Consider the following 25,355-nt stretch of genomic DNA (forward strand, 5'->3'; position numbering starts at 1 on the left):
CGATGCGTGCCCCCCGCCTGTTCCTCGCCGCCGCCGCGCTCGCCGGGGTGAGCAGCCTGCATTTCGCCGCGCCGCTGCTCGCGCAGGAGAAGGAGGCGGCGAAACCCGTCTATCCGCCGATCCGCACCACGCCGGTGCGGGTGGGGGCCTTCCTGCTCGAACTGCGCAGCGATACCGGCACGCTCGCTCGCCTGTCGCCCGTCGCCGAGCCGGCCTTCGACTTCGTCCCCGGCGGCCGCGAAGCGGAGCGGCAGGGGGATGGCTTCAACCATATCGGCGACCTCAACCTGCGCCTGCGAACCGCGGGCGGCGCATGGCAGGACTTCGCCTCTGCGCGCGCGCGAAAGCCGATCCGGCCCCTGCCCCTCACCCCCGGCGTATTCGCCGCAGCGGACATCACTGCGAGCATGGGCGCGAGGCTGCCGCTCCGCGTCGAGCGCCGCTGGGTGGATGCAGCGGGCGTGCCGGTGCTGCGCTTCCGCATCGTCAACACCTCCGGCGCGCCGGTCGAGATTGGCGGGCTCGGCATGCCGATGGTGTTCGACAACATCATCCGCGATCGCACGCTGGAGACCGCGCATGCGCAGGCCAGCTTCGTCGACCCCTATATCGGCCGCGACGCCGGCTATCTCCAGGTCACAAGGCTGAACGGCAAGGGCCCGGCGCTGCTGGTGCTGCCCGACGGCCGCACCCCGCTGGAGAATTACGCACCGCTCAAGAACCCTAGCGAGCCCGGCGCGATCTTCACCGACAAGAGCCCGCGCAGCCAGGTCTCGGAGGGCTTCTACGACTGGACGGTGGCCTCCAAGGGCTTTGTCGAGCAGGAATGGCGCAAGGCCGGCGAGCAGTGGAACCCGCCGACCAGCTTCACCCTCGCCCCTGGCGAGGGCCGCACGATCGGCGTGCGGCTGGTGCAGGCGCCCTCGATTCGCGGCATCCAGTCCGCCCTCGTCGCGCAGGGAAGGCCGGTGGCGTTGGGCGTGCCCGGCTATGTCGTGCCGAACGACCTCGAAGCGACGCTCTTCCTCAAATATGCGCAGCCCGTGGCGAAGATCGACGTCGCCCCCGCCGGGGCGATGACGGTCACCGCTGCGGGCGTGGTCAATGGCTGGCGGCGCTATGCGGTGCGAGGAACCGGCTGGGGCCGCGCGCGCGTGACGCTCACCTATGCCGATGGCAGCGTGCAGACGGTCCAGTATTTCGTCACCAAGCCGCTCGAGCAGGTGATGGCCGACCTCGGCCGCTTCGCGACGACCAAGCAATGGTACGACGATCCCAAGGACCCGTTCGGCCGCGCCCCCGCGATCCTCAGCTATGACCATGCGGCGGGCAAGATCCTCACCCAGGAACCGCGCGTCTGGATCGCCGGCATGAGCGACGAGGGCGGTGCCGGCGGCTGGATCGCGGCGATCATGAAACAGCTCGACAACCCCGATCCCGCCGAGGTCGAAAAGCTGGAGACGCTGGTCGACAAGACGATCTTCGGCAAGCTCCAGGTCGCCAGCGGCGAGCATGTCGGCGCGGTGAAGAAGAGCCTGTTCTACTACGACCCCGCCGCCTTCCCCGGCTTTTACGACCCCGCCGCCGACTGGAAGACCTGGACCAGCTGGTCGAAGAAGGATGCCGACGATCTCGGCCGTTCGTTCAACTACCCGCATGTCGCGCTCGGGTATTGGACGCTGTACCGGCTGGCGCGCAACCATCCGGGGCTGGTCACCCATCACGACTGGCGCTGGTATCTCGACCATGCCCGGATGACGATCGTCGCGATGATGCGCGATGCGCCCTATTACACCCAGTTCGGCCAGATGGAGGGCGAGGTCTTCGTCGACATCCTCGAGGATCTGAAGCGCGAGAGGATCGCCGACGGCGCCGCGCAGATCGAGGCGCTCATGAAGAGCCGCGCCGATCACTGGGCGAGCCTCGCCTATCCGTTCGGCAGCGAGATGGCATGGGATTCGACCGGCCAGCCCGAGGTCTATTCCTGGATGCGCTATTTCGGGCATCCCAAGCAGGCTGCCGAGACGGTGGAAGTGATCCTCGGCTATGATCCGCTGATCCCGCACTGGGGCTATAACGGCAATGCCCGGCGCTATTGGGACTTCCTCTATGGCGGCAAATATCCGCGGATCGAGCGCCAGATCCACCATTACGGCTCGACCAACAACGCGCTGCCGCTGTTCGAGGCCTTCCGCGCCAACCCCGCCGACCTGCATCTGCTGCGTGTTGCTTACGGCGGGCTGATGGGCGGCATCACCAACATCGATCGCGACGGCTTCGGCTCGGCCGCCTTCCACAGCTGGCCCGATCGGATGGCATGGGACCCATATACGGGCGACTATGGCTCGGGATATTTCGCCCATGCGTACGGCGCCGCGACCTATCTGGTGAAGGACCCGGTGTTCGGCTGGCTCGGCTATGGCGGCAATGTGCGGGTGAGCGCCGAGGCGGTGACGATCGCGCCCAAGGACGGCGCGCGCAGCCGGTTGTTTGTCGCCCCCGCCGGGCTGTGGATCACGCTGGAGGCGGGCAAGATCGCCGAGGTCCGCTATGTGCCCGCGACCGGCGCGGTGACGCTCACGCTCGATCCCCGCAGCGCGATGACGCCGCAGGCGCTGGTGCGGGTAGAGAAGACCACCGCCGGCCGCGGCTACCGCGTCGAAGGCGGTACCTCGGTGCGCGGCGCCACCGCACTGCCACTCGGCGCCGGGCCGACCGAGGTGCGGCTGGTGCCCCGCGGCTGACGGCAATCAGAAGCGCGAGAGCGTGAACCGATCCACGTCGAGCGCCCCGCCTGCCGCACCCGGGTTGAAGCAGGACAGTGCGAACTGCACGCCCTGGAACGTCCCGGTCCGCCAGTCATAGACCAAAGGCACGGTACCGCCGAGCGGGGTGAAGCGCCGCCCGTCCTCGCTGTACGAGAGCAGCGCGGTCGCCGCGGTGAAGTCCATCTCGGTGCGCAGCCAAAGGCGCGGCGCCTTGGTCGGGATCGCGGCGACGCGGATGTCGGTCTTCGGCCCGGCGGTGGTCGATTCGGTCACGCGCATCGACAGCGCGCGGCTACCGTCGGGCTGACCGACCACGACGATCGCCGCACTATACTTGCCGAAGGTGCCGAAGCCGCACACGTCGCCCGGGCGGATGCCGGCCGGATCGACCACGACCTCCCCCCGCGAGCGCGGCGCTTGCCCCTTCTGCACCAGCGTGTTGCGCGCCCACCAGAGCTGGTCGGCCTGCACCGCGCGCAGCCGCAGCCAGCCGCGCCGCGCGGTGAGCGACCAATAGGGATCGAGCGGATTGTGGTTCCACTGCCATTGCCGGCCGAGCGTCGGGGCGGTGAAGTCGTCCGAGGTGGGCGGTTCGGTGAAGCGGCCACCCGGGATCGGCTTGCGCGCGCGATCGGGCACGCGGCCGGGCTGCTCGGGCGTGCCCCAGACCGGCCAGCCGTCGCGCCAGAATACCGGGCTGATATTGGTCACGCGGCCGATCGGGCCAGAATCGCGCATGACGAAGCCGACATCGCGGCCGTCTGCCAAATCGACCAGCGCGCCCTGATGGCCGCCGGTGGTGTCATCGATCTGCGGCTTCGTCTCCCACGGTCCATCGAGGCTGCGGGCGCGGGAGACGGTGAGCGCCAGCTTGTTGGGGATCGAATTGAACAGATAATACCAGCCGCCCCGCTTGAGCAGCTTCGACCCTTCCGCGCCCTTGTTGTAATAGATCACCTGGCTGGCGGTGATCTTCGATACGGTCTTGTCGAGCGTGTGCAGCGTGATCGTGCCGTCGCTGCCGATCGAGCTGGCGAGATAGGCCTGTCCGTCGTCGTCGAAGAACAGCGCCGGATCGAAGGCGGCGCGGTCGAGCGTCGCATAGGTCCAGGGGCCGCGCGGATCCCGCGCGCGGTAGATGCGGGTATTCTGGCGGATCGGGGTGACCGCCAGATAATAGGTGCCGCCATGATAGCGCAGGCTTGGGGCGTAGATGCCCGCGCGATAGGAGCCGCCGTCCTTCAGGTCGAACTCGGCGGCGCCGGTCAGCTTCGCGATGACATGGCTTAGGATGTCCCAGTTCACCAGGTCGCGCGAATGCAGGATGGTGAGGCCCGGCACATTGGCGAAGGTGGTGCTGGCGAAATAGAAATCCTTGCCTACCCGGATGATGTCGGGATCGGGATAATCGGCGTTGAGCGGCGGGTTGCGATAGGTCCCGTCGCCCTGGTCCGAGCGCCAGACCTGGGCGGAAGCGATGGCTGGCAGCAGCAGGGCTGCCGCGAGAAGCGCGCCCCGCATCACTGTGCCATCGGCCCGATGATCGTGCCGACGAACCCGCTGGCTTCGTGCGTGCTGAGGAAGCGCACGTCGAGATCGCGCTTGAGCGTGCCCTGCTTAGTCCCGCTCGCATAGTCGAACGCCATGGTGCCGCCGGTGATCCGCAGCGTCAGCGTGACCGGCGCGGTTCCGGGCAGCGGGGTCGAGGCGACCAGCTGCTCGTCGCCCTTGGCGCGGGTGTAGAGCGCCAGAGTCCGCGTGCCGCCCTTATTGGTCAGGCCGTAGAAGAGATAGTGGAGATCGCTCTGCACCGCCGCGAGGCCTGCACGTTCGCCGGGCTTGGTCGGCGCATAGCGCACCGTCACGCTGACGGTGGCGTTGGCATGCTGCTGGCGACGACCGACGAAGCCGGGCACCTGGTTCAGATCGCCGAGCGGTGCAGGTCTGGTGATCACCAGCTCGCCGCGCTCGACCTTGTAGAAGGGAGTCTTGGGGGTGCGGATACCCACCCATTGCATCGACAGCTTGTTGCCGGCGAAGCCATCCACGTAACTGAAGTCGCCGCTGGTCGGCAGTGCCGGCGCGGGCTGTGCGGGCAGGTTCGGCAGCTTGCCGACCAACGGTACGGCCTTGCCGTGCGGTAGGATCATCGGCCAGCCGTCCGCCCAGGTCACCGGCAGCAGGAAGGTCTCGCGGCCGGTGTTGTAGAAATCGTCGGCATAGGGGCGCACGCCGAGAAAGGTTGCCCACCAGTCGCCCTTCTGGGTCTGCACCAGCGTGGCATGGCCGGTGGAGGTGACCGGGTTGGGCCGGTTCGGATCGAGGTCGCGCTGGGTGAGGATCGGGTTGCCCGCGAAGGGCACATAGGGGCCGAGCAGGTCCTTCGACCGGAACACCACCTGCGAGTGGTTGACGCTGGTCCCGCCCTCGGCGGCGGTGAGATAATACCAGCCGTCCTTGCTGAAGACATGCGGCCCTTCGATCCACACTGGCTTCTTGCTGATGTCGACGCCGCCGTTGATCAGCTGGGTGCTGGGGCCGACCATCTTGCCTGCGCGCCAGTCATATTCCTGGATCCAGATCGCGCGGTGGCCCTCGTAGCGTGGGGGTTCGTCTGGCGCGCGGTTGTTGACGATCCAGGCCTTATCGCCTTCCCAGGTGATCGAGGGATCGATGCCTTCGAACGGCAGCCAGATCGGGTCGGACCAGGGCCCGCGCGGGTCCTTGGCGGTGATCACGAAATTGCCTTTGCAGCCCACGCAGGTGTTGACGATGTAGAAGGTGCCCGCGTGGTACGAGATATCCGGCGCGAACACTGCCTGCGAGGTGCGCATGCCGGTGAAATCGAGCTGGCCCGGCCGGTCGATCGCGTTGGCGATCTGGGTCCAGTGGACCAGGTCCTTCGAATGGAAGATCGGCAGCCCGGGATAATGGGCGAAGGACGAGAGGACGAGATAATAGTCCTCGCCGACGCGGGTGACCGAGGGGTCCGGATAGTAGCCGGAGAGGATCGGGTTGCGATACTCGCCGGGACCCGGCCGGGCCGCTTCCATCGCATGGCCCGTATAGCGGAAGTCGCTGAACCGCGCGGGCGCCTGGGCGAACGCGGGCGTTGCGCTCGCGCCCATCAGCGCCGTCGCCGCGACGATCGTCGAAATCTTCATGGCATCCCCTCGCATCCGCTTCGGCGGCATCGGTTTTCCGGCCGAGGGCAGCCGGCGCCGACCATCGGTAGCGCTACCATATCGCGGCGGACGCGGATGACCACCCTCCATGTTGCGCCTAGACGCGTGTATAGCAGCCGGAACGCCCGCGGCGCTGTACCGTTCGGCCATCATGGTTTCCCCCGCCGATGCCGAGCGCCTCAAGCGCGCCGCCGCTGCCGCTGCGGTGGAAGAGGTGCGGGACGGCATGGTCGTCGGCCTCGGCACCGGCAGCACCGCAGCCTATGTCGTGGCGCTGCTGGCCCCGCGCGTGGTGGGCGGGCTCGACATCACCGCGGTCCCCACCTCGCGCGCTACCGAAGCGGCGGCGCAAGCTGCCGGCATCCCTCTGGCGGCACCGGACGAACTGGCTGCGATCGACCTGTGCATCGATGGCGTCGACGAGATCGATCCTCAGCTCCGCGCGATCAAGGGCGGCGGCGGGGCGATGCTGCTCGAGAAGATCGTCGCCACGCTCGCCCGCCGCAACATCGCCATCGCCGACGCGTCGAAGCAGGTCGAGCGGCTGGGCGGCCGTGCAGTGCCGATCGAGATATTGCCGGCCGCCCGCGGGCTGGTCGCCACGGAAATAGCGCGCCTCGGCGGCACCGCCGAGCTGCGCCTGCGCGACGGGAAACCGTGGGTGACCGACTGGGGGCATCACATCCTCGATGCCCGCTTTCCAAGCCTCGACGACCCCATGGCCCTGGCCCGCACCCTATTCGCCATCCCTGGCGCGCTCGGCCACGGCCTGTTCCTCACCGAGATCGATGCGCTCTACGTCGCCGCGAGCGGCGGAGTGAGCCGTCAGGAGCGACCGATAGATGAATAAGATTGCAGCCATTTGCGAACCCACCCGTTGCACCGCAACGAACGGAGTTGCCTGATCCATGTCCGACCTCGACCAGAAGATCCACGAAGACGGCTCGCCCGATCGCCTCGCGATCGACACCATCCGCACGCTCAGCATGGACGCGGTGCAGAAGGCGAACAGCGGCCATCCCGGCACGCCGATGGCGCTGGCGCCGGTGGTGCACACGCTGTGGAGCCAGTTCCTCCGCTACGATCCCGCCGCACCCGACTGGCCCAACCGCGACCGTTTCGTGCTGTCGGTCGGCCACGCCTCGATGCTGCTCTATTCCGTGCTGCATCTCGCGGGCGTGCGCGAGATCGATGCCGACGGCCAGCCGACCGGCCACCCGGCGGTGAGCCTCGACGACATCAAGCAGTTCCGCCAGCTTTCCTCCAAAACGCCCGGCCACCCCGAATATCGCATGACCACCGGCGTCGAGACCACCACCGGTCCGCTCGGCCAGGGCTGCGGCAATTCGGTCGGCATGGCGCTTGCCGAGCGCGCGCTCGCCGACCGCTACAATCGCGACGGCTTCGACCTGTTCGACCATGACGTCTATGTCCTGTGCGGCGACGGCGACATGATGGAGGGCGTGTCGGGCGAGGCCGCCTCGATCGCGGGCCACCTCAAGCTCTCGAATCTCTGCTGGATCTACGACAGCAACCATATCTCGATCGAAGGCAGCACCGATCTCGCCTTTGACGAGGATGTCGGCCAGCGTTTCCAGGCCTATGGCTGGAACGTGCTGCATGTCGACGACGCCAACGATACCGCGGCGTTGGCCGAGGCGATCGCCACCTTCCGCGCGACCAGCGACGCGCCGACCTTCATCGTCGTCCATTCGGTGATCGGCTGGGGCTCGCCCCGCGCCGGCAGCGAGAAGGCGCATGGCGAGGCGCTGGGCGAGGACAATGTCAGCGCGACCAAGAAGGCCTATGGCTGGCCCGAGGATGCGCAGTTCCTCGTGCCGGACGGCGTGGCCGAGCGGTTCGGCGCAGCGATCGCGGATCGTGGGCGGCCCGCGCGCGAGGCATGGGAGCAGCTGTTCGCCCGCTATCGCGAGGCCTATCCGCAGGAAGCCGCCGAGATCGACGAGCTTCGCCGCGGCAAGCTCCACAATGGCTGGCAGCAGGCGATCCCGAGCTTCGATGCCGACGCCAAGGGCCTCGCCTCGCGCGACAGCAGCGGCAAGGTGATCAACGCGGTCGCCCCCCACCTCCCCGCCCTGCTCGGCGGCGCTGCCGACCTGTCGCCCTCGACCAAGACCGACATCAAGGGTGCGGACTCGTTCGAAGCCAATAACTATGGCGGCAAGAACCTGCATTTCGGCGTGCGCGAACATGCCATGGGCTCGATCGCCAACGGCATGGCGCTGAGCTATCTGCGCCCCTACACCGCGACCTTCCTGGTCTTCGCCGATTACATGCGCGCGCCGATCCGCCTCGCCGCGATCATGGAGCTGCCGGTGGTGTTCGTGTTCACCCACGATTCCATCGGCGTCGGCGAGGACGGGCCGACCCACCAGCCGATCGAGCATCTCGCCACGCTGCGCGCGATTCCCGGCCTCGACACAATCCGCCCCGGCGACGCGAACGAAGTCGCGGTCGCCTGGAAGGTAGCGCTCGAACACAGCCAGGAGCCGACCGCGCTGATCCTCTCGCGCCAGGCGATCCCGACGCTCGACCGCAGCAAATATGCCTCGGCCGACGGGCTGGAGCGCGGCGGCTATGTGCTCGCCGATGCCGAGGGTGGCGGCCCGGAAGTGATCCTGATCGGCACCGGCTCCGAGCTGCCGATGGTGGTCGAGGCGCATGAGCGGCTGACCGCCGAGGGCGTGCGCTCGCGCGTCGTCTCGCTGCCGAGCTGGTATCTGTTCGAAAAGCAGGACCGCGCCTATCGCGAGTCCGTGCTGCCGCCGGACGTGATGGCGCGCGTCGCGGTCGAGCAGGCCGGGTCGATGGGCTGGGACCGTTATGTCACCAGCCACGGCGCCACCGTCACCATGTCGACTTTCGGTGCCTCCGCCCCGCTCGCCAAGCTGCAGGAGAAATACGGCTTCACCGTGGACAATGTGGTGAAGGTCGCGCGTGACGTACTGGAGCAGGCCAAATGAGCGCGGACAGCAAGCTGAAGCAGCTGCACGAAGCCGGCCAGGCGGCGTGGCTCGATTTCGTCGATCGCAGCTTCCTGCGCGAGGGCGGGCTGCGCAAGCTGATCGAGCAGGACGGCCTGACCGGCGTCACCTCCAACCCGTCGATCTTCGAAAAGGCGATGGGGCATGGCGAGGCCTATGACGCCGGCTTCACCACCTTCCTCGGCACCGGGGACGCCAGCGTGGCCGATGTCTACGAAAGCCAGGCGATCGCAGACATCAAGGCGGCTGCCGCCGATCTACGCCCGGTCTATGACCGGCTGGGTGGCCGCGACGGCTATGTCAGTCTGGAAGTCTCGCCCTATCTCGCCAACGGCACCGAGACGACGATCGAGGAAGCGCGGCGGCTCTGGAAGCACGTCGACGAGCCCAACCTGATGGTGAAGGTGCCCGGCACCGAGGCCGGCGCCCCCGCGATCCGCCAGCTGATCGAGGACGGGATCAACATTAACGTCACGCTGCTGTTCTCGCAGGAAAGCTATCAGGCGGTGGCAGAAGCCTATCTCGCCGGGCTTGAGGCGCGCGTGGCGCGGGGCGAGGCGGTCGACCGGATCGCGAGCGTTGCCAGTTTCTTCGTGAGCCGGATCGATGCCCAGATCGACAAGCGGATCGACGGGCGGGTGGCTGAAGGCGATCCCGAGAGCGATGCCCTGAAGGCAGTGCGCGGCAAGGTCGCGATCGCCAATGCCAAGCTGGCCTATGCCTGGTATCTGGAAATGATCGCCAGCCCGCGCTGGCAGGCGCTCGCCGCCAAGGGCGCGATGCCGCAGCGGCTGCTCTGGGCCTCCACCGGCGTGAAGGACCCCGCCTATCCGGACACGCTCTACATCGACACGCTGATCGGGCCCGACACGGTCAACACCATGCCGCCCAAGACCATGGACGCGTTCCGCGAGCATGGCACCGTCGCCGACACGCTGACCGACGGCCTGGACGAAGCCCGCCACGTGCTGGCGGAAGCCGACCGGCTGGGCCTCGGCCTCGACGACATCACCCGTGCGCTGGTGCTCGACGGCGTGCAGCAGTTCGGCGACGCGGCCGATGCGCTGCTCGGCGCGGTGGCCGCCAAGCGCACCGCCCATCTCGGCAAGCGGCTGAACAGCTTCGAGGCGCAGCTGCCGGAAGCGCTGGAAAAGGCCGTCGAGGACCGGCTCGCGACCGCCCGTGCCGACGCCTGGTCGCGCCGGCTGTGGGCGGGCGACGCGGCGCTGTGGACCGGCGGCGACGAAGCCAAGTGGCTCGGCTGGCTCCCCGCCGCGCGCGGCGAGCAGGTCGACATGGCCGCGCTCCGGCAACTGGCAGACCAGGCCAAGCAGTTCCGCGATGTCGTGCTGCTCGGCATGGGTGGGTCGAGCCTCGGGCCGGAGGTGCTGGCGCAGATCCTCGGCAACGCCTCGGGCAGCCCCAGGCTGCACGTGCTCGACACCACCGATCCCGGCCAGATCGCCAGCGTCCAGGCGCAGATCGATCCGGCCGAGACGCTGTTCATCGTCTCCTCCAAGTCTGGCTCGACGCTCGAACCCGAGCTGCTGCGCGCCTATTTCTTCGAAGCGAGCGGCCGCAAGGGCGATCATTTCGTCGCGGTCACCGACCCGGGCTCGAAGCTGGAAGCGACGGCACGCGACGACGGCTTCCTCGCCACCTTTCCGGGCGATCCGGCGATCGGCGGCCGCTATTCGGTGCTGTCGGTATTCGGCATGGTCCCCGCCGCGGCGATGGGGCTCGACGTGCCCGGCTTCTTCGAAGCCACCCGGCCCATGGTATATTCGTGCGGCGCCGACGTGCCGCCGGCTGCCAATCCGGGCGTGCGCCTCGGCGTGCTGCTCGGCGAGGCTGCCAAGGCCGGCCGCGACAAGCTGACCATACTCGCCGAACCGCCGCTGACCCCGCTGGGCGCCTGGCTCGAGCAGCTGCTGGCCGAATCCACCGGCAAGCAGGGCAAGGGCATCGTGCCTGTCGACCTCGAGCCGCTCGGTGCGCCGGAGTCCTACGGCAACGACCGTGTGTTCGTGCAGTTCGCGCTGGCCGGTGCCAAGAGCGGTGCCGACAGCGAGAAGCTCGATGCCCTCGCCGCTGCAGGCCATCCGGTGGTGCGCATCACCCTCGATACCCCGCGATTGATCGGGCAGGAATTCTTCCGCTGGGAAGTCGCCACTGCCATTGCCGGCGCAGTGATCGGCATCGATCCGTTCGACCAGCCCGATGTCGAGGACGCCAAGATTGCGACGCGCAAGCTGGTCGACGCCTATGAGGCATCGGGCGCGCTCGATCCCGAACAGCCGGTCGCGGAAAATGCGGATTTCGCCCTCTACGCGAGCAAGGGGCAGTCGCTGGCTGGGAGCCCTGCCAGCCTGCTTGCCGACCATTTCGGCGCGCTGGTTTCCGGGGACTGTGCCGGCTTCCTCGCCTATATCGAGCGCAATGATGCCGACACCGCGGCGCTCACCGCGATGCGCGTGGCGGTGCGCGATGCGAAGCAGGTGGCGACCGTCGCCGGTTTCGGCCCGCGCTTCCTCCACTCGACCGGCCAGGCCTATAAGGGCGGACCGTCGGGCGGCGTCTTCCTCACCATCACCCGCGATCCCGATCCGGACCTTGCCGTGCCCGGCCGCAAGGCCAGCTTCGGCACCGTCCAGATCGCCCAGGCGCGCGGCGACACCGATGTCCTCGCCGAGCGCGGACGCCGCGTGCTGCGCGTCCATTTGAAGCGCGGCGGCGGCGGCGTACAAGCATTGCAATCGGCCGTGCTCGCGGCTCTCTGAACTCGAAGAAAGGAACAGCGCGGATGCGTCTTGCGATGATCGGCCTCGGCCGCATGGGTGCGGGGATCGCACGCAGGCTCATGGAGCATGGTCATGAGGTGGTGGGCTATGACCGCAGCACCGAGGCCGTGGAAGCGATCGCCAAGGATGGCGCAACGCCCGCCAGCTCGCTGGAAGACGTGGTCGCCAAGCTGGCGGCGCCGCGGATCTTCTGGGTGATGCTGCCCGCCGGCGCGCCGACCGAAAGCACCGTCGAGGCGCTGCTGGGCGCCGCGGAGCCGGGCGACATCATCATCGACGGCGGCAACAGCTTCTACAAGGACGACATCCGCCGCGCCAAGGCCGCCGCCGAGCGCGGGCTCCATTATGTCGATGTCGGCACCTCGGGCGGTGTGTGGGGCTTGCAGCGCGGCTTCTGCATGATGATCGGCGGCGCCAAGGAAGCCGTCGACCTGCTCGACCCGATCTTCGACGCGCTGGCGCCCGGCATCGGCACCATTCCGCGCACGCCCGAGCGGATGGAGCGCGAAGGCTGCGATCCGCGCGCCGAGAAGGGCTATATCCATTGCGGCGACGCAGGTTCGGGCCATTTCGTGAAGATGGTCCATAACGGCATCGAATATGGCCTGATGCAGGCCTATGCCGAGGGCTTCGACGTGCTGAAGAGCAAGGCCTCCGAGAAGCTGCCCGAGGACCAGCGCTTCGACCTCAACCTCACCGACATCGCCGAGGTGTGGCGGCGCGGTTCGGTGATCTCGTCCTGGCTGCTCGACCTTTCCGCCTCGGCGCTCGCCAAGGATCAGGCGCTCGACGCCTATAGCGGCCAGGTCGCCGATTCAGGCGAAGGCCAGTGGACGATCGACGCGGCGATGGAGGAAGCGGTGCCCGCCTATGTTCTCTCCGCGGCGCTGTTCGCCCGCTATCGCAGCCGTACCGAGCACACCTTCGGCGACAAGTTGCTCTCGGCGATGCGCTTCGGCTTTGGCGGGCATGTCGAGATGCCGCAATGAGCGAAGCGCCGCGCGCGCCCGCCGCGACGCTGGTGATCTTCGGCGCGATGGGCGATCTCGCCAGTCGCCTGCTGATGCCGGCGCTCGTCCATCTCGAACGCGACGGGCTGCTCGATGGCGAGACGACGCTGCTCGGCATCAGCCATGGCGACGGCGATGACGCGGGCCTGCGCGAGAAGCTGAAGAGCTTCGTCGAGGGCGACGAAGAGGCCTGGAGCCGCTGGGAACAGCGCATCACCTATCTGCGCGGCGATTTCGGCGACGACGCATTGTACGAAGCGCTGAAGGCGAAGCTGCAGGGCAATGCGGTCTTCTACCTCGCCACCGCGCCGAGCTTCTTCGGACCGATCGGCGAGAAGCTCGGTACCAGCGGCCTGCTCGACGAGGACAGCGGCTTTCGCCGGCTCGTCGTGGAAAAGCCCTTCGGCACCGACCTCGCCTCGGCCCAGGCGCTCAACGCGCGGCTGCTTTCCCATGCCGACGAGACGCAGATCTTCCGGATCGACCATTTTCTCGGCAAGGAGACGGTGCAGAACATCACCGTCGCCCGCTTCGGCAACGCGCTGACCGCGGCGGTGTGGAACAACCGCTATGTCGATCACGTCCAGATCACCGCGGCGGAAACCGTGTCGGTCGGCAGCCGCGGCAGCTTCTACGACGAGACCGGCGCGCTGCGCGACATGGTGCCCAACCATCTCTTCCAGCTGCTCGCGCTGGTCGCAATGGAGCCGCCGAACAGCTTCGATGCCGAGGCGCTGCGCACCGAAAAGTCCAAGGCGATCGCGGCGGTGCGGCCGATCCAGCCCGACGACGCCGTGCGCGGCCGTTATCTGGGGGGCAGCGCCGGCGGCAAGGATGTTCCGGCCTATCGCGACACGCCCGACGTTTCGCCCGACAGCAACACCGAAACCTATGTCGCGATGAAGGTGGCGGTGGAGACGTGGCGCTGGCACGGCGTGCCTTTCTACCTGCGAACCGGCAAGGCGCTGACCGCGCGCGATACCGAGATCGTCATCCATTTCCGCGCGGTACCCCCGCTGCTGTTCCGCGACACCCCCGGCGAGGCGCTGCCGCCCAACCGGCTGATCCTGCAGATCCAGCCGAACGAGGCGCTGAAGCTGGAAATGTCGGTCAAGCGACCCGGTCCGCTGATCGAGACGGTACCGGCCTGTCTCAGCTTCGCCTATGCCGATGCCTTCGACCTTGGCCACCGTACCGGCTACGAGACGCTGCTCTACGACGTACTGATCGGCGACCAGAGCCTGTTCCAGCGCGCCGACCAGATCGAGGGCGGCTGGCGCGCGGTGCAGCCGCTGCTCGATGCGTGGCGCAGCGGCGAACCCGACGACTATCCCGCCGGCAGCGCCGGCCCCGCTTCCGCCGCCGCGCTGCTCGCACGCGATGGCCGCAACTGGCACGAGATCGAATGAACCTGCGTCTCTTCCTTTCCGATGTCGACGGCACGCTGGTGCGGCCCGACAAGACCCTGGGCGAACCCGTGGCGGCGGCGGTACAGCGGCTGGTCGCGGCGGGGGTGCCCGTCGCGATCATCAGCGCCCGTCCGCCGAGCGGGCTGCTGTGGATCGCCGAGCGGCTGGGCCTCGACACCCCGATCGGCGCGTTCAACGGCGGCACGATCGTGCGGTCCGACGGCGCAATCCTCTCGGCGACACACCTCGACCCCGACGTCGCGGCGCGTACCCTGGAGCTGGTCGCGCGGCCGGACGTGATCCGCTGGGTCTTCGCCAAGGGCCAGTGGCACGCCGACAAGCTCGACGACCATTACACCCCGCGCGAGCGCGTCACCTCCGCGCAGGAGCCGGTGCTGTGCGGCGACTTCGGACCGTTGCTCGACGCGGTCGACAAGATCGTCGCGGTGTCGTCCGACCATGACATGCTCGCCGCGCTGGAGGCGAACGTCGCGACCGCGCTGGGCGAGGGGGCGGAGGTCGCGCGCTCGCAGCCCTATTATCTAGACGTGACCGCGCCCACCGCGAACAAAGGCGACGGCATCGCCGCGCTGGCCGCGACGCTGGACGTACCGCTCAGCGACGTCGCGGTGATCGGCGACCAGTATAACGACGTGCCGATGTTCCGCCGGGCCGGGCTTTCGATCGCGATGGGCCAGGGACCGGAGGACGTGCGCAAGGCGGCGATGCACGTCACCGGCGCCAACGATGCCGATGGCGTCGCCCAGGCGATCGAGACGATCCTGCTGCCGCTGCTGAAGGCCTAGCCGGGATCCCGTTCGAGGATCGCCAGAGTCGCCGGGTCGCGCGTACCGCCGAACCAGCGATCGAGCGCAGCGGCGAACAGCGGCCCTGCACCGGCGGCCTCGAACAGCGTCAGCGACGAGCGGAGCTTGATCGCATCGATCTCGCCGAACACGGCCTCGGCGGTGCCGCTGGTCAGGTCCTGGAGCGCCGACACGCAGTCGCGCAGCCGGGGCCCGAGCAGCGGGTGCTCGAGATAGGCGCGCGCCTCGGCCAACGAAGCGATGGCATAACGCTGCGCCATCGCGCTCCGGCCAAGCCCGGCGATCTGCGGGAAGATGTACCACATCCAGTGGCTGCGCTTGGCGCCGCGGCGGATCTCGGCAAGCGCGGCGTCGTAGCTTCCTTCCTGCGCTGCGACGAATCGGTCGAGGTCGTGCGGATCGCTCATTCCGGCCACCCTAGCCGGTTTTGGCGCGGAGCGCGCTTAGATATGCGAGGAACATGTCGGCTATCGCCTCGGACCAGGCGACGATCTCTGCCTCGTCGCGCGGCGTGGCGGAGAAGCTGGCGCCGACCTGGCTGAGCGTCATCTTGATGAGGTCCCCCGCCAAATGGCGATCGGCTTCGGGGGCGTCGGGCAATGCTTCTTCGACAAAGGCGCGATAGACCCGTGCCGCCTCGCCCTTGGCCGCCACCGCTTCGGGCGCGTCGCGATAGAGCGGCGCGGCATCGGCCAGCGCGAGCCGGATCGCCGCCTCCTCGCATTCGGACCGGACGAACGCATGGACCAGCCGGCGCAGCCGCGCCGCGGGCGGGACGTCGCGCTGCTCGAGAATGCCGGAGAGCAGGCTGGTCGTCCGGCGCCACTCGTCCGCCTGCAGCCGGAACAGGATCGCCGCCTTGTTGGGGAAATATTGGTAGAGCGAGCCGACGCTCACCCCGGCTCGCTCAGCGACTCGGGCGGTGGTGAAACGCTGCGCGCCCTCGGCCATCAAAACCTGAACAGCGGCCTCGAGCACCGCCTCGATCAGCTGGGTCGCGCGCTGCTGCTTGGGGCGTTTTCGCGCGTGAATCGGCGTTGTTCGGGTGGCGGCCATGGGGCTTCTCGGCAATGCGAATAGGCGAAGCTGACGGATTAGTCGTATTTTGGCGGTGCCGGCAAGATCCCGTCGGCAATCGGAGCAAACCCCCATGACGACTACGCTTTCCAGCGCCCCGGTGGCGCCCCTGATCGCACGCCTGTTTGCCGAGACAGACGCCAACCGGCCCGAGCTCGCCCCTGCCTTTGCCGGCATCAGCATCGAGGAACAGCATCGCCTGCTGCGCAGCAAGACCGACTATGCCGCGCTCTACGCCCGGCTCGGCGATTTCGCACTGCCGGTGTCCCCGGCGGTCGGCACGCTGCTCTACATGCTGACGCGTGCGACCGGCGCCCGAAACGTCGTCGAGTTCGGCACGTCGTTCGGCATCTCGACGCTGCACCTCGCCGCGGGGCTGCGCGACAATGGCGGCGGCCGGGTGATCGCGACCGAGTTCGAACCCTCGAAGATCGCCCGCGCCAAGGCCAATCTCGTCGAAGCCGGCCTCGACGACCTGGTCGATTTCCGCGAGGGCGACGCGCTGCAGACGCTGGCCGCCGACCTGCCCGAGACGATCGACCTGGTGCTGCTCGACGGCGCCAAGGCGCTCTATGCCGACATTCTCGACCTGCTGGAGCCGCGGCTGCGCCCCGGCGCGATCCTGCTCGCCGACAATGTCGATCATTGCCCCGACTATCTGGAGCGGGTGAGCAAGGTCGCGGGCGGCTATATGTCGATGCCGTTCAATGACGAGGTCGAGCTGTCGATCCGGCTCCGCTGAGCTACGAAAAGCCTTGAAGTCGAAGCGCTTCGCTGTCGTTATCGCGACCATGCTGGTGTTTCTGGACTTCGAGGCCTCGTCGCTGGGCAAGCGCAGCTACCCGATCGAGGTGGCGTGGGTGTTCGAGGACGGGCGGTCGGAAGCCCATCTGATCCGCCCCGCCCCCGACTGGGACGACTGGGACCCTGCCGCCGAGGCGATCCACCACATCCCCCGCCCGACCCTGCTCGCCGATGGGGAGCCGCACGACGCAGTGGCGCAGCGGATGCTCGACCAGCTCACCGGACACGACCTGCTCGCCAGCGCGCCCAGCTGGGATGGCAAATGGCTGAGCACGCTGCTCCGCGCCGCCGGGCTGCCGCGCCACAGCCTGCGGCTGCGCGACACCGAGGCGGCATGGCGCGAGACGGCGCGTGCGGTGCTCGAAGCCCGGGTGCCGCCGGCGCTGCTCGACGCCACGATCGAGGACCTGCTGGTCCATGCCGACATGCAGGATCGCGCGCCGCCCGCCCACCGCGCGCTCGCCGATGCGCAGGAAGAGCGCGATCGCTGGCTCGCCGTGCGGGCGGCCGCGATGGCGCATCTCGCAGGAGACCAAGCATGATACGTTCGACCCTCCTCCTCGCCGGCGCGTTGATGGCAGTGGCGGCGCCCGCGATCGCCAAGCCGCCGCAGGAGACCGCCGCCGCGCCGCTGCACGGCCGCCTGGAAGGGCCGTTCGAACTCCAGTCCCGCGTCTATCCCGGCACGGTGCGGCGCTACTGGGTCTATGTCCCCGCCGGCTATGATCCGGCGCGGCCGCCCAATCTGCTGCTGTTCCAGGACGGCCAGCGCGCGACCAACCCTAATGGCTCGCTCAAGGTGCCGGCGGTGCTCGATGCGCTGATCGCCCAGCGCGCCATCCCGGCGACGCTCGGCGTGTTCGTCACTCCCGGCAACCGATCGGCGCAGTATCCCGACACCCTCGGCATGCAGAACCCGGACCACCGGGTCGAAGAATATGACGCACTGTCCGACGCCTATGCCCGGATGACGCTCGACGAGCTGCTGCCCGCGGTGGCGCGGCGCTGGCGCTTTTCGGCGGATCCGAAGCGGCGCGCGGTCGGCGGCACCTCCAGCGGCGCGATCGCCTCCTGGACCCTGGCGTGGCGGCACCCCGAGGCATTCGGCAACGTGATCAGCTGCATCGGCAGCTACACCTCGATCGGCCTCACGCTGGGCGCCGACGGGCAGCCGCGCACCTATGGCGGAGACATCTACCCAGGACTGATCCGCAAGAGCCCGATCCGGCCGCTGCGCGTCTTCCTGCAGGACGGCCGCGACGATCTCGACAACGAGCATGGCAACTGGTTCCTCGCCAACCAGCAGATGCTGAAGAGCCTCGAATGGGCCAATGCGCATGCCGATGCCGAGAAGCGGCCGGGGCCCCGCTACGACGTGCGCTACGCATGGACGGCCGGAGGGCATTCGGATGCCGAAGGCGGCGCGTTGCTGCCCGAGGTGCTGCGCTGGATCTGGCGGGATCAGGCGGCGGACGCGACCCGCCGCTGATTCCGGCTATCCGGAAGCCATATGTCCGTCGGGCAGAACCCCTGTTGCCCCTCAGAAGCTGCCGCGCCGGAGGAATGAGAAACCCAAGCGGGCCTCGAAGCCTCTATGTGCGCCCGCTGCTATTCATCGCACCGCGGACCCCCAATTGTCGGTGGCCCATTCTAAATGCGTTTCAATATTCGTCTACGCGTGTCAGCGCGAGAAATGCCGTTCCGCAAGAGATGCCGGACCAATATCGTTTTGTGTCTCCCACCATATTTTGGAAGACGAAAGTGGCACCTCGCTATACATATAGCGATGGCACCAAGCCGCCCAAAATGAGAGGGACGCAGTATGTCTGAGCAGATCAACACCGATCCCGTTGAGTTGGCAAGCGATCTTACCATCGCCTGGCTTTCCAATCCGAATAATCGCGCGACGATGGAGGATGTCTCCACCTTTCTTCGGCAGATGCATGCAGATGTGATTGCGCTCGCCGGTCAGGCCGCGGGGGTTAACGTTGCCGGTGACGAAGCACCGTCGGGAGAATTCACGCCGGCCGTTTCCGTCCGCAAGTCGCTCGCGTCGAAGGACCATATCATCTCGATGATCGACGGTAAGCCGTACCGGACCCTGCGCCGGCATCTGAGCACGCACGGCCTGACGCCCGAGGAATATCGCGAACGCTACAATCTCAAGCCGGATTATCCCATGGTGGCGCCGACCTATTCGGAGCAGCGCCGCGCCATGGCGCACAAGATCGGGCTGGGCGCCAAGGGGCGTGCGGCGCGCAACGTTGCGGCCGATACGCCGGCGGCGAAACCGGCACGCAAGCCCCGCGCGCGGGTCGCTGCCGCCGACTGAGCCGCTGCCGCGCGGACCCGGGCCGCCGCGCCCGGGTTCGCGCGGCCATGGCCCTCGTCCAGATACCCGCTCGGGCGATCGCGCGTCAAAGGAGTGGTGGCCGGCGCCGCCGATGACGTCCCCATGCGCGGGAATGCCGCGTCCAGACTGGCAGCAACAAGGCCGTCCGGCCGGTTAAATATGGTAGCGCCTCTTTTGAATCCGCAGCGGGACTGTAGCAGTGTGCCGCGATATCGGACGGGTGGCCTTCCGGCTCCGTTCACATCCGGGAGTATTGATTTGCGCGAGACGACGGGCTGGACGAGACGATCTGCGCTCAAGGCGGGGGTCGCGCTGGCGGCTTCGGGCCTGGTTGGCGCCGAAGCCGGCGCGGCAACGGGCGCGATCGCAAGCAGCGAGGGCTATGCCGCGGTGCCGGGCGGCAAGATCTATTGGCGCCGGTTCGGGTCGGGCGGCAAGACGCCGCTGCTCACCCTGCACGGCGGCCCGGGTGCTGCGCATAATTACCTGTTGTCGATGCAGGCGCTTGCCGACGAGCGCCCGGTGATCTTCTACGACCAGCTCGGCTGCGGCAAGGCCGACGCGCCGCAGGACGAGAGCATCTACACCATCCAGCGTTCGGTCGACGAAGTCGATGCGGTGCGCGCCGCGCTCGGCCTGCAGAAGGTGGTGCTGTACGGCCATAGCTGGGGCACGCTGCAGGCGATCGAGTATCTCTGCCAGGGCCGCGGCCAGGGTGTCGAGCGACTCATCCTGGGCGGCGCCTTCGCCAGCGTGCCCCAGGTGATCGCCGGCATGCACCGGCTGATCGACGGCATGCCGGACGGGTTCGCCGCGCAGCTGCGCGCGCTGGAGGAGGCAGGCAAGTCCGACACGCCCGACTATGCCGCGCTCGCCCAGAAATTCTACGATCGCTTCGTGCTCCGCGTGCCGCCCACGCCCGACGCGCTGGCGAGCTTCGATGCGCTGTCAAAATCGATCGCCTATCGCGTGCTCAACGGCCCCAACGAGTTCACCATCGTCGGCAAGATCAAGGACTGGGATCGCCGCAAGGATCTCAAGCGGATCACCACGAAGACGCTGCTGACCACGGGCGAGTTCGACGAAATCACGATGGACTGCCACACCACGCTGCGCGACGGCCTGGGTGGCCCCGCACGGCTGGCGGTGCTGAGCGGCTGTTCGCACCTGACCATGGTGGAAAAGCCCGACCAGTATAATGCGCTGCTCCGCGGCTTTCTCGCCGAAGCCTGAGCCGATCGGGGCTTCGGCCCCGCTCCGGTCCATCCGCCCACCATCGCCTGCTGGGTGCCGCGGCCTGCACCGACAAGCCTGTCCCGCTAACGTCCTGTCGATTAAGGCGAACTGCTGGTGGCCTGGTGCGCGCAACGTCGTCCGCAAAGGGTGACGCCGGCCGAAAGACGCTGTTAGGACTGTCCCCTTCGATGGACCGAGCGCCATCGGCGCCGGTCAGGGAAACGAAAATGCCCATGCTTCTCCAAAAGCTGCTCTGGATCCTCGTCACGCTGGCCGGCACCGCGGCGCTGGCGGTGATCGCGAGCGCACGCGGCGAACCGATCAGCGCGCTGTGGGTGCTGGTCGCCTCGGTCTCGGTCTATCTGATCGCCTATCGCTTCTATGCCCGCTTCCTTGCCAGCCGGGTGGCGCAGGTCGATCCCGCGCGGGCGACGCCGGCGGTGCGACGTCCCGACGGCACCGATTTCGTGCCCACCAATCGCAACGTGCTGTTCGGCCACCATTTCGCCGCCATTGCCGGCGCCGGGCCGCTGGTCGGCCCGGTGCTCGCCGCGCAGATGGGCTATCTTCCGGGCATGCTCTGGATCCTCGCCGGGGTGGTGCTGGCCGGCGCGGTGCAGGACTTCCTCGTGCTGTTCCTCTCGGTGCGCCGCGACGGTCGCTCGCTCGGGGAGATGGTGCGGATGGAGCTCGGTGCCTGGGCGGGCACGATCGCGATGGTCGGTACCTTCCTGATCATGGTGATCATCCTGGCGGTGCTGTCGCTGATCGTCGTGCGCGCGCTGGCGCACAGCCCCTGGGGTACCTTCACCGTCGCCGCGACGGTGCCGCTGGCCGTGGTGATGGGCGTCTACATGCGCTTCCTGCGGCCGGGCCGTGTCGGCGAGGCCTCGCTGATCGGGCTGGTCGGGCTGCTCGCGGCGATCGTCTACGGCCAGCAGGTTGCGGCTAGCCCCGCGCTCGCCGCCTGGTTCAGCTACACGCCGGTCCAGCTGTGCGGGATCCTGGTGGTGTACGGCGCGGTGGCCGCGCTGCTGCCGGTGTGGCTGCTGCTCGCCCCGCGCGACTATCTCTCGACTTTCCTCAAGATCGGCGCGATCGCCGCACTGGCGATCGGCATCGTCCTTGTCGCGCCCCCGCTCAGGATGCCGGCGCTCACCCGTTTCGTCGACGGCAGCGGCCCGGTCTGGTCGGGCACGCTGTTCCCCTTCCTGTTCATCACTATCGCCTGCGGCGCGGTCTCCGGATTCCATGCGCTGATTGCCAGTGGCACCACGCCCAAGCTGATCGCGTCCGAAGGCGACCTGCGCTTCATCGGCTATGGCGCGATGCTGATGGAGAGCTTCGTCGCGGTGATGGCGCTGATCTCCGCCTCGATCCTTGATCCCGGCATCTATTTCGCGATGAACAGCCCCGCCGCGGTCGTCGGTACCCAGCCCGAGACCGCTGCCGCTGCGGTCACCGCGATGGGCTTCCCGATCGCCGCAGAGACCATCGCCGCGACCGCGCGCGACGTCGGCGAGACGACGATCATCAGCCGCGCCGGCGGGGCACCCACGCTGGCGGTAGCGATGGCGGACATCTTCAGCCGGATGCTCGGCGGCCGCGCGATGATGGCGTTTTGGTACCATTTCGCGATTCTGTTCGAGGCGCTGTTCATCCTCACCGCCGTCGACGCCGGTACCCGCGCCGGACGGTTCATGCTGCAGGACCTGATCGGCCTCGCCGTTCCAAGCTTCCGCAACGCGACCGGCGCGGTGCCCGCACTGGTCGGCACGCTGCTCTGCGTCGCCGCCTGGGGCTATTTTCTCTACCAGGGCGTCACCGAACCGCTCGGCGGGGTGAACACGCTGTGGCCGCTGTTCGGCATCGCCAACCAGATGCTCGCCGCGATCGCACTGATGCTGGCGACCGTGGTGCTGTTCCGCATGAAGCGCGATCGCTATGCCTGGGTGACATTGCTCCCCACCGCGTGGCTGCTCGCCTGCACGGTGGCGGCGGCTGGGCTCAAGCTCTTCGCCGCGGATCCGCGGGTCAGCTTCCTCGCCCATGCCGCCCGCGTCCGCGAGGCGATGGCACGCGGCGCGCTGCTGGCACCGGCCAAGTCGGCCGCCGAGATGCGCCGCATCCTGTTCAACGACCTGGTCGACGCCGCGCTGTGCGGGCTGTTCCTCGCGGTGGTGCTGGCGACCCTGCTGTTCGCGGTGCGGGCCTGCCTCGCGGCGCGGCGGGCAGACCGGCCGACTGTCCACGAACTCCCGCGCACGGCAGGCGCCTGAGCCATGCGCCTGCTTTCCAAGGCGGTCTGGACAAGGACATGCGAGGCGATCGGCCTGATCGCGGGCGTGCCCTCCTACGAACGCTATCTGGCCCACATGGCGGCCTGCCACCCTGACCAGCCGCCGCAATCCCGCGCCGCCTTCTTCGCCGCGCGCCAGCGCGAACGCTATGGCCGCGGCAAGGGGCGCTGCTGCTGACGGCAGCCCCGCCGCGCTGCCTCGAGTATTCCACATGTTCGACGCGCAGCAGCGCGCCCGCCTGTTCGGCAACATCGCAGCGGCAATGTACGGCATTCCGCAGTTCATCATCGACGGCAGCTAGACGTGTTCGCGAGGGTCGACCCTGCCTATGCCGCCGGCGTCCCCGCGCCGCGCAGCCGATCATGTTCCATCATGGCTGGCCCCTGTCGTCCGATGACTGGGACGCGCAGATGCTGTTCTTCCTGCGGCACGGCTTCCGCGTCGTGGCGCATGATCGACGCGGGCATGGCCGTTAGGCGCAGGTCGATACCCCCAGTATGAGGGCATCAGGGCCTTTTCGGAAACCGATCAGACCGCCGACCTGCAGGCGATCACCGTTCCCACGCTGATCCTGCAGGGCGACGATGACCAGGTCGTTCCCTATGGCAACGCCGCCGCGCTCCAGGCCAAGCTGATGCCGCGGGCAGAGCTGAAGCTTTATCCGGGCCTCGCGCACGGCATGCTCACCGTCAATGCCGATATCCTTAACGCGGATCTGCTGGCGTTCGTCCGCAGCTAGCCGCTCGGCGCGACAGCACCTTCGACGGCTTTGCAGGCAGCGCGTCCGGTGCGCACGCCCCGGCGCGCTGCCCGCTTCGATCCGCTGATCGACCATGCCGGGACGTCCTCCACGGCCTCCCTCGCCGGGCCACCTGGGTCGATGCGGACGCGATCTTCGTCGCGCATTTCAAAGAGGCGTGCCTGCGCGCCCCGGCGATGGCGGAAGAAGGAAGAAGCGAGCGTCGCCTCTGGTTCGACCAGGTCCAGCCTGCGGGAATGTTCAGTCTATGGTCTGATCCGCCCGTACATGTCGAATTGTGGATCGGTCAGATGGCGGACGCGACAATCCATGCGGCGTCGACACCGGCGGCGGCGATGGCGTCGCTTCCTGGATAGTCGGGATCGAACGAAGCAATCGTCATGGCGACTGGCGATGTTTGGCCGACGAGGCGGATCAGGCACGCGTTCAGGTCGGTAGCGCTAAGCCCGCCAGGCACGGCATAGCCGTTTGCGTGCCCTACGGACGTATCGAGGCAATCGAGATCGAGGTGGACCAACGCCTTGGGCGGGAAGCTGTTCAGGCAGAAGCCAAGCGCATCCGCATAGTCATCGGGTTTGCGCGAACCGCCATACACCGCCCGAATGCCATGGGCTTCGACCTTCTCGCGCTGTCCGGGTTCGAAATCCCGGATACCGCAGTAAACCAAGCGAGAAAGCTGCAACGGCGCATAGCTGGCGATGGAAGCGGCCAGCTTGTGCCAGCATTGCCCGGCGAGCGTTGCCACGCCCATGCCGTCGAAATAGCCGCTCGCCATTTCGTCTGGCGTGTTGAAGTCTGGGTGGGCATCGAACCAAACGACGCCTATGTCCTGATCGCCCAGCCCCGCATGAACACCGACGCTGGTGTTGCAGTTGCCGGCAAGCACCAGCGGAAACCGGCCGTTTCCAACCGCAGCCGCCACCGCAGACGCGACACGGCGTTTGACCTCGAACGTGCGACCGATCTCCCCTTCGAAGGCATCGACCGATCCCAATTCTACGATCCGGACGTCGCGACCGTTGCAGCGAAGACGGTTCACTAGACCCGTCTCAAGCAAGCGATCGGGGCCGTTGCCGACGCGGCGACGTTGCGTACCTGCATGAAACGGCGCGAGAATTACGTCAATTGGAGACATCCCGGAGACAACGCACAATACGGTCGGCGGCACCATTCGATTGAGAGGCAAATCGGCGCAGCGATCGGGACGTTTGCGAGAGAGATCGCTCAGCTGTGGGACGGCAGCGATGGCCTGTGCTATTCCCAAGCTGCCGACGGCCGCCAGCCTTGGCACGCTCCAGATATTGGCGGCGCGCAACGTTGCGCCGCACGAAGAACGCGCACGTGATTTCTGCGGGCCGGTGGTATCGGGCGGATGCGTGGTGATAGCGGGGGTGCGCCGGCTATGGGTGGGCGGTCGCTGTGCGGAGCGCAGAAACAACAAAAGCCGCGGACCTGGGTGGGTCAGCGGCTTTTGTGGTTGGTTGCGGGGGCAGGATTTGAACCTGCGGCCTTCAGGTTATGAGCCTGACGAGCTACCGGGCTGCTCCACCCCGCGCCAATGCTGGTGCCCTTGGTAGGGCGAACGGGGGACATGTGAATGGGTTTTCCGTGTTTCCTTAGGTCCGAACGCGACACCGGCTTCAATGCCTGGCGGCGACCTACTCTTCCATTGCTTGAGCAATAGTACCATCGGCGCTGTCTGGTTTCACGGCCGAGTTCGGGATGGGATCGGGTGGGTCACAGACGCTATGGCCACCAAGCAATGAAGCGGGTGTGGCGTTTGGGGAAACAGGGGGTTTTCAAATCGTGCACTGTCAAAG

General features: G+C 67.7%; 19 protein-coding genes, 1 tRNA gene, 1 rRNA gene and 1 pseudogene. 15 read left to right on the forward strand and 7 right to left on the reverse strand.

The features are described from left to right. Positions 1–2: 2 nt before the first annotated feature. On the forward strand, positions 3–2,744 hold the full coding sequence (locus tag BM009_RS21365; RefSeq protein WP_093299482.1) for a DUF5695 domain-containing protein: 2,742 nt from the start codon (positions 3–5) through the stop codon (positions 2,742–2,744). Positions 2,745–2,750: 6 nt separating this feature from the next. Here the strand turns inward: BM009_RS21365 and BM009_RS21370 are convergent, their stop codons facing one another. Beyond that, on the reverse strand, positions 2,751–4,289 hold the full coding sequence (locus tag BM009_RS21370) for a glycoside hydrolase family 43 protein (RefSeq protein ID WP_093299485.1): 1,539 nt from the start codon (positions 4,287–4,289) through the stop codon (positions 2,751–2,753). After that, the gene (locus tag BM009_RS21375) at positions 4,289–5,932 is read right to left on the reverse strand and encodes a glycoside hydrolase family 43 protein (protein WP_093299487.1); all 1,644 of its coding nucleotides are present in this window, start codon (positions 5,930–5,932) and stop codon (positions 4,289–4,291) included. Before BM009_RS21375 ends, BM009_RS21370 begins: the two co-directional genes overlap by 1 nt. Before the next feature lie 172 nt (positions 5,933–6,104). On the opposite strand from BM009_RS21375, the gene rpiA reads away from it, so the two are divergent. The 6 genes from rpiA to BM009_RS21405 are packed head-to-tail and all read left to right on the forward strand — an operon-like array spanning position 6,105 to position 14,984. Continuing rightward, positions 6,105–6,803 carry a ribose-5-phosphate isomerase RpiA gene (gene rpiA / locus BM009_RS21380; protein ID WP_093299489.1) on the forward strand — a complete coding sequence of 233 codons (699 nt, stop codon included), beginning with the start codon at positions 6,105–6,107 and terminating at the stop codon, positions 6,801–6,803. Positions 6,804–6,861: 58 nt separating this feature from the next. Further along, positions 6,862–8,937: a transketolase gene (gene tkt / locus BM009_RS21385; RefSeq protein ID WP_093299491.1), complete on the forward strand. Its 2,076-nt coding sequence runs from the start codon at positions 6,862–6,864 to the stop codon at positions 8,935–8,937. After that, the gene (locus BM009_RS21390) at positions 8,934–11,738 is read left to right on the forward strand and encodes a bifunctional transaldolase/phosoglucose isomerase (protein ID WP_093299494.1); all 2,805 of its coding nucleotides are present in this window, start codon (positions 8,934–8,936) and stop codon (positions 11,736–11,738) included. The genes tkt and BM009_RS21390 overlap by 4 nt, the downstream gene beginning before the upstream one ends. Further along, on the forward strand, positions 11,735–12,748 hold the full coding sequence (gnd, locus tag BM009_RS21395; RefSeq protein WP_302847377.1) for a phosphogluconate dehydrogenase (NAD(+)-dependent, decarboxylating): 1,014 nt from the start codon (positions 11,735–11,737) through the stop codon (positions 12,746–12,748). The genes BM009_RS21390 and gnd overlap by 4 nt, the downstream gene beginning before the upstream one ends. After that, positions 12,745–14,178, forward strand: coding sequence for a glucose-6-phosphate dehydrogenase (zwf, locus tag BM009_RS21400; protein ID WP_093299499.1), 1,434 nt, complete (start codon positions 12,745–12,747; stop codon positions 14,176–14,178). The genes gnd and zwf overlap by 4 nt, the downstream gene beginning before the upstream one ends. Further along, positions 14,175–14,984 carry a Cof-type HAD-IIB family hydrolase gene (locus tag BM009_RS21405; RefSeq protein ID WP_093299502.1) on the forward strand — a complete coding sequence of 270 codons (810 nt, stop codon included), beginning with the start codon at positions 14,175–14,177 and terminating at the stop codon, positions 14,982–14,984. Before zwf ends, BM009_RS21405 begins: the two co-directional genes overlap by 4 nt. Here the strand turns inward: BM009_RS21405 and BM009_RS21410 are convergent. Together BM009_RS21410 and BM009_RS21415 are read right to left on the reverse strand one after the other, a co-directional pair. Continuing rightward, a complete protein-coding gene (locus BM009_RS21410) occupies positions 14,981–15,412 on the reverse strand; it encodes a DUF1810 domain-containing protein (protein ID WP_093299504.1) in 432 nt (143 codons plus the stop codon). The genes BM009_RS21405 and BM009_RS21410 overlap by 4 nt on opposite strands. A gap of 10 nt (positions 15,413–15,422) precedes the next feature. After that, complete coding sequence (locus tag BM009_RS21415) at positions 15,423–16,061, reverse strand: TetR/AcrR family transcriptional regulator (protein WP_093299507.1); 639 nt, start codon at positions 16,059–16,061, stop codon at positions 15,423–15,425. 94 nt (positions 16,062–16,155) lie between these two features. Here BM009_RS21415 and BM009_RS21420 point away from each other — a divergent pair, with 94 nt between their 5' ends. The 8 genes and pseudogenes from BM009_RS21420 to BM009_RS21455 form a co-directional block, all read left to right on the forward strand. Beyond that, positions 16,156–16,824: an O-methyltransferase gene (locus tag BM009_RS21420; RefSeq protein ID WP_093299509.1), complete on the forward strand. Its 669-nt coding sequence runs from the start codon at positions 16,156–16,158 to the stop codon at positions 16,822–16,824. 13 nt (positions 16,825–16,837) lie between these two features. Then, positions 16,838–17,428, forward strand: coding sequence for a 3'-5' exonuclease (locus BM009_RS21425; protein ID WP_254772404.1), 591 nt, complete (start codon positions 16,838–16,840; stop codon positions 17,426–17,428). Then, complete coding sequence (locus tag BM009_RS21430) at positions 17,425–18,375, forward strand: alpha/beta hydrolase (protein WP_093299512.1); 951 nt, start codon at positions 17,425–17,427, stop codon at positions 18,373–18,375. Before BM009_RS21425 ends, BM009_RS21430 begins: the two co-directional genes overlap by 4 nt. A 333-nt stretch (positions 18,376–18,708) precedes the next feature. Further along, positions 18,709–19,218: a Ros/MucR family transcriptional regulator gene (locus BM009_RS21435; RefSeq protein ID WP_093299514.1), complete on the forward strand. Its 510-nt coding sequence runs from the start codon at positions 18,709–18,711 to the stop codon at positions 19,216–19,218. A gap of 279 nt (positions 19,219–19,497) precedes the next feature. Next, entirely contained in the window at positions 19,498–20,472 is a 975-nt protein-coding gene (locus tag BM009_RS21440; RefSeq protein WP_093299518.1) for a proline iminopeptidase-family hydrolase, read from the forward strand. A 236-nt stretch (positions 20,473–20,708) separates the two neighbouring features. After that, on the forward strand, positions 20,709–22,754 hold the full coding sequence (locus BM009_RS21445; RefSeq protein ID WP_093299521.1) for a carbon starvation CstA family protein: 2,046 nt from the start codon (positions 20,709–20,711) through the stop codon (positions 22,752–22,754). A 3-nt stretch (positions 22,755–22,757) separates the two neighbouring features. After that, on the forward strand, positions 22,758–22,952 hold the full coding sequence (locus tag BM009_RS21450; RefSeq protein WP_093299524.1) for a YbdD/YjiX family protein: 195 nt from the start codon (positions 22,758–22,760) through the stop codon (positions 22,950–22,952). A gap of 164 nt (positions 22,953–23,116) precedes the next feature. Further along, a pseudogene (locus BM009_RS21455) lies at positions 23,117–23,514 on the forward strand (alpha/beta fold hydrolase); the annotation flags it as partial. A gap of 307 nt (positions 23,515–23,821) precedes the next feature. Here the strand turns inward: BM009_RS21455 and BM009_RS21460 are convergent. The 3 genes from BM009_RS21460 to rrf all read right to left on the reverse strand — a co-directional run bounded on the left by BM009_RS21460 (position 23,822) and on the right by rrf (position 25,295). Further along, a complete protein-coding gene (locus BM009_RS21460) occupies positions 23,822–24,850 on the reverse strand; it encodes an arginase family protein (RefSeq protein ID WP_139216708.1) in 1,029 nt (342 codons plus the stop codon). A 163-nt stretch (positions 24,851–25,013) separates the two neighbouring features. Next, a tRNA-Met gene (locus tag BM009_RS21465) sits at positions 25,014–25,090 on the reverse strand. Between the two features lie 90 nt (positions 25,091–25,180). Then, positions 25,181–25,295, reverse strand: a 5S ribosomal RNA gene (rrf, locus tag BM009_RS21470). Positions 25,296–25,355 lie beyond the last annotated feature (60 nt).

It is taken from the genome of Sphingomonas sp. NFR04 (assembly GCF_900114095.1).
Taxonomy (GTDB): domain Bacteria; phylum Pseudomonadota; class Alphaproteobacteria; order Sphingomonadales; family Sphingomonadaceae; genus Sphingomonas.